This is a genomic window from Pseudomonas sp. NPDC098747 (assembly GCF_044760045.1).
Lineage (GTDB): Bacteria > Pseudomonadota > Gammaproteobacteria > Pseudomonadales > Pseudomonadaceae > Aquipseudomonas.
Window position 1 is genome coordinate 3,653 of record NZ_JBIWAL010000103.1, and the last position, 4,295, is coordinate 7,947.

Here is a 4,295-nt window from a genome sequence, read left to right on the forward strand (position 1 = left end):
CCGAGCAATTCAGGTGCTTGGACTGGTCAACACGCCAGATTTATTGATGGCTACCGGATCGATTTGGACGCGACCCAAAGCAGCAATCCGGGGTCTATACAGCCATTGAACGAGGGGGGCGCCTGTTAGTAAATGTTAGTACTGGATGCGTTCCGGCAGTGAACACGCCCCCCATGAGAACCTGACAAAACCTTACATTGATATCGCGTGATGGGTGCTTGAAAACCAGAGCCCCCTACAAGGATTGTCGCTTTACCAAAAGAAATTAATTGGGCGACCCGTAATAGCAAATCAATGGCGAATCAATAGCCAATCAATGGCACTTGCTGGGCTTATTCGCCTCGGGGTGAAAAGTAACCACCCGAGACAGTTACCACGCCAACTGGTAACCATGGGCGGTGACCACGAATGGTGATCAATCGGAAGCGGTCATCGGCTCGCCAGTTCGCACAGCTTTTCGCACGCCGTTTCACGCACTGGCGTCAGCATTAAAACGGGCTGTAGGCTACAGGTGGCGGCGCGTCCTAAATTCTTCGCGGTGAGGTTCGCGCCCCCCTTTACGCGCAAACCTAGTTCGCAGCAAGGTGCGCTGTGCGAACCACGCTACAGGGATTGATTTTGTTGGCGTTGAGGCCAAAGTGCGCAGTGAAGTGCGCACCATAGTTCGCAGCAAAACCGGCCTTTCCAGAGTGCGAACTATCCCGAGGCCGATAGAGCTGGCGCCATGGTTGCGGAAAAGGTTACGGGCTAAACCGGGTGTACTGTGTCGCTGGTGACCGGTACGACGGCGACGGCGACGGTACGAGCCACGGTACGACGCCAAACGTACCGTGGAGAATTGCGAACATCGAGGCGCAAGCATCCCGCGCGGGCTCCGCACCCACGTCCGAACAGGGGCAAAGTGGCGCCCCAAACTTCGCATTTCGGCGGTACGCAAAACTGAAGTACGCAAGTTGGTACGCAAGGAAATGAACTGCCCCCTAAAAGTTGGAGGGGTTATTCGCTATGCGTGGACAGCCTGAGTCCTGTACTCGACCGGGCTCAAACCGCTTAACTTCAGTCTGATACGGCCCGGTCATGTTTCTGACAGTTATTGATTTCAATTCAATGGTGAGCGCGACGAACAATAAGACTGGAGGCGGTACGCCCACCGTAAGGGCGTTTCGCTCGTTTGGTTCTCGATCAGCTTAAGGACAAGTGTATGTTTACACCTGCCAATACGGCGCAGTTCACCTTATCAATTCCCAACGTTCGCAACGACTTCAAGGTACTGGCCTTCGAGGGCGTGGAGGCAATCAGTCAGCTCTACGCCATCCGGGTTGAGCTGGTCAACGAAGACCCCGATGTCGATCTGGAAGCGCTACTGAGCAAGCCCGCTTTTCTTCAGTTCGGCTTGAATGGCGAAGGGATTCACGGGCGTATCGAAGATGTGAGGGTGGGGGAATCGGGCCGCCGTCTGACTCACTACCAGTTGAGCCTGGTGCCGGTGCTGCACTACCTGCAATTCAGTTACAACCAACGAATCTTTCAGCACCTGACGGTGCCGCAAATCATCGCTCAGGTCCTCAAGGGCCACGGCATTCAGGCCGATGTTTATACGTTCAACGTCAGCACCAGCCCCGTGCGTGAATACTGCACTCAATATGGGGAGTCGGATTTCGAGTACCTCCAGAGGCTGTGCGCCGAGGACGGGATTGCGTGGCATCACCAACACTCGGCCACGGATCACCAACTGGTATTCACCGACGACCAAACTTGGTTTCCCAAGCTGGGCGGTGTGCCGTATCAGCAAGATTCGGGCATGGTCGCGGACCAACCGGTGATCAAGCAGTTCAGCCAGAGTTTCAATACTCGGACCGGCAAGGCCACGCGCCGTGACTACGATTTCAAGCGCCCCGGCCTGCTGCTGGAAGGCGGCGTTACCGCCGATGTCCAGCTGGTGCTGGAGGACTATAACTACGGTAGGCCGATGGCGAGTCTGGATCGCGCCAAAATGCTGGCTAAGCATGCGCTGGAGCGCCACCGCCACGATTACCACGTGGCCGAAGGTCAAAGTGATGAGGCGATGTTGCGTAGTGGGCATTTCTTCAAGCTGACCGATCACCCCCGGAAGGCCTGCAACGATCTGTGGCTGGCGCTTGGCATCAGGCACACTGGAAAGCAGCCTTCGGCGCTGGAGGAATCAGTTACCAGCAATACCAAACCTGAAGACGGTTTCACCCAAGGCTACCGCAACAGCTTCACCGCAATTCCTTGGGATGTGTTCTACCGTCCGCCGCTGCCCTCGCGCAAACCGATATTGGTCAGTCAAACCGCGCGCGTCACCGGCCCGGTCGGTGAGGACATCGCGTGTGATGATTTTGGGCGGGTGAAAATCGAGTTCCATTGGGACCGCGCCGAGCTGAACAACGACCAGAGCAGCCGCTGGGTACGGGTCGCGTCCAACTGGGCCGGTGAACACTTCGGCTCTGTGACCATCCCGCGTGTCGGCATGGAGGTCGTGGTGACCTTTAACGAAGGCGACCCCGACCAGCCGCTCATTACCGGTTGTGTGCCCAACACGGTCACCGCCATGGCCTACGAATTGCCCGAGCATAAAACCAAGACGGTGTTGCGTAGCCAGAGTTCTCCGGCCACAGGCGGTTACAACGAGCTGATGATTGAAGACCGGGCCGGGCAGGAAAAAATTTACCTGCGGGCCGAGCGCGACCTTGAGCAACTGGTCCGCAACGACAGCACGGCCACCATTGGCAACGACCGCCGCGAAGAGGTCACCCGTAACAGCTACCGCGCCATCGGCGGCACCGAAGAACAACACACCACTGGTTTGCGAACTACCGTGTTGGGCAATGATGACCGTACCACTGTGACCGGGAGCAGTTACACCCATACCGGTGTGACCCACGTTATTCAGGCGGGCGATGAGGTAAATATCCAATCCGGAGTCAACGTGATTCTCGATGCCGGCGCCACACTGACCCTGAAGGGTGGTGGGCAGCACATCGTTCTGAATGCTGACGGAATCTTTAGCAGCGTACTCATTGAGGAAGGCGGCGAGCCTTGGCAGGGCGCCAGCGCCGAGCACTTGGAGCTGCGCGCCGTGGAGGCGCTAATCAAGCAAAAACTCAGTAAACGCTCCGAGTATTCCGGTTGATTCGCGCTTTGCTGTTTCCCTTTTCATGCAATGAGACGATTTTATGAGCAACACGCCAAAAGTAGAAAAATGGCAGTATCCCTTCGCCAGCGCCCACAAAAATTCGCTCGAACATCTGGGGGCCATGGGCAAGGCCAACAGTGGCTATTACCCCATTGGCGCCAATGGCATCTGGCACGGGGGCGTGCATTTTGATGGCGGCACCGCCAGCGCCTACGAGCAGAACAGCGTGCTCTGTATCGCCGATGGCGAGGTGGTGGCGTATCGGATTGATACCCAATACCCCACGACTCAATATCACCCCACGCGTGCCAGTTTCTCCACGGGCTTTGTATTGGTCCGCCATCGTTTGGAGATTCCGCCAGCGCCGGGGGCGACCGTGGGCGGTCCGTCCCTGACCTTTTTCAGCCTCTACATGCACCTGCGCGATTGGGCCGGGTATGAGGCCGACAGCGCCCTGACCCGTCCGGCTTTTTGGCAGGCCGCGACAGAGTACGAAGTCGCCACCCAAGATACGCCGCTGCGCCTGCGCCGCCTGCCCAACACCAATGGCGAGGAAGTGGCGACTTTACCCAAAGGCACCGTCGTTCGCGTGGGCGCCCTAGAGGGGGATTTTCGCGAAGTGCTGGCAGTGGTCAGCGGCACGCCCTCTGCCGAGTTAGCGCCGCTCAGTGCCGACAGACCGCGTCTAGGGTGGGTCGCTTCCCGCTATTTGACCCCTCGTGGTCTGCCCACTCCACAAAGTAAAGACACCGTGGTGGTACTCCCGCAACCGGTGCCGATCAACGCGGGAGATCTGATCGGCTATCCGGGTGTGTATCAACAGCCGACCCAAGCCGCACCGGAAACCATGCTGCACCTGGAAGTGTTCAGTTGCGACGATGTACCGGCGTTCATGGCCCAAAGCAAAACTTACGGTTCCCGGCTGCCGAGCGCGGAAAAGTCGGTACTGAAAGTGGCCAGAGGTGCACGCCTGATCCCACATCACGACAGCATCACAGCCACCACTCCACCGGATCGCTTCGCCAACAATGCCTTGATCATTGGCACTGAGTTGATGCTGCCCCAGAGCTACCTCGACAGCTTGCCCGCAACGCACAAGATGACCCAGCGTTTGAGTGGTGCCACGACTGCCACAGAT

General features: G+C 57.8%; 1 protein-coding gene and 1 pseudogene. Both read left to right on the plus strand.

All coding sequences use genetic code 11. The features are described 5' to 3' along the window. Window positions 1-1,201: 1,201 nt before the first annotated feature. Window positions 1,202-3,154 carry a type VI secretion system tip protein TssI/VgrG gene (tssI, locus tag ACIQVE_RS28755; RefSeq protein ID WP_402815229.1) on the plus strand — a complete coding sequence of 651 codons (1,953 nt, stop codon included), beginning with the start codon at window positions 1,202-1,204 and terminating at the stop codon, window positions 3,152-3,154. Window positions 3,155-3,197: 43 nt separating this feature from the next. Next, window positions 3,198-4,295 (plus strand): annotated as a pseudogene (locus tag ACIQVE_RS28760) (hypothetical protein); the annotation flags it as partial.

Bases quoted from the DNA above. Each gene is read 5' to 3' on its own strand.
- tssI (WP_402815229.1), top strand. From the start codon at position 1,202: ATGTTTACACCTGCCAATACGGCGCAGTTCACCTTATCAATTCCCAAC.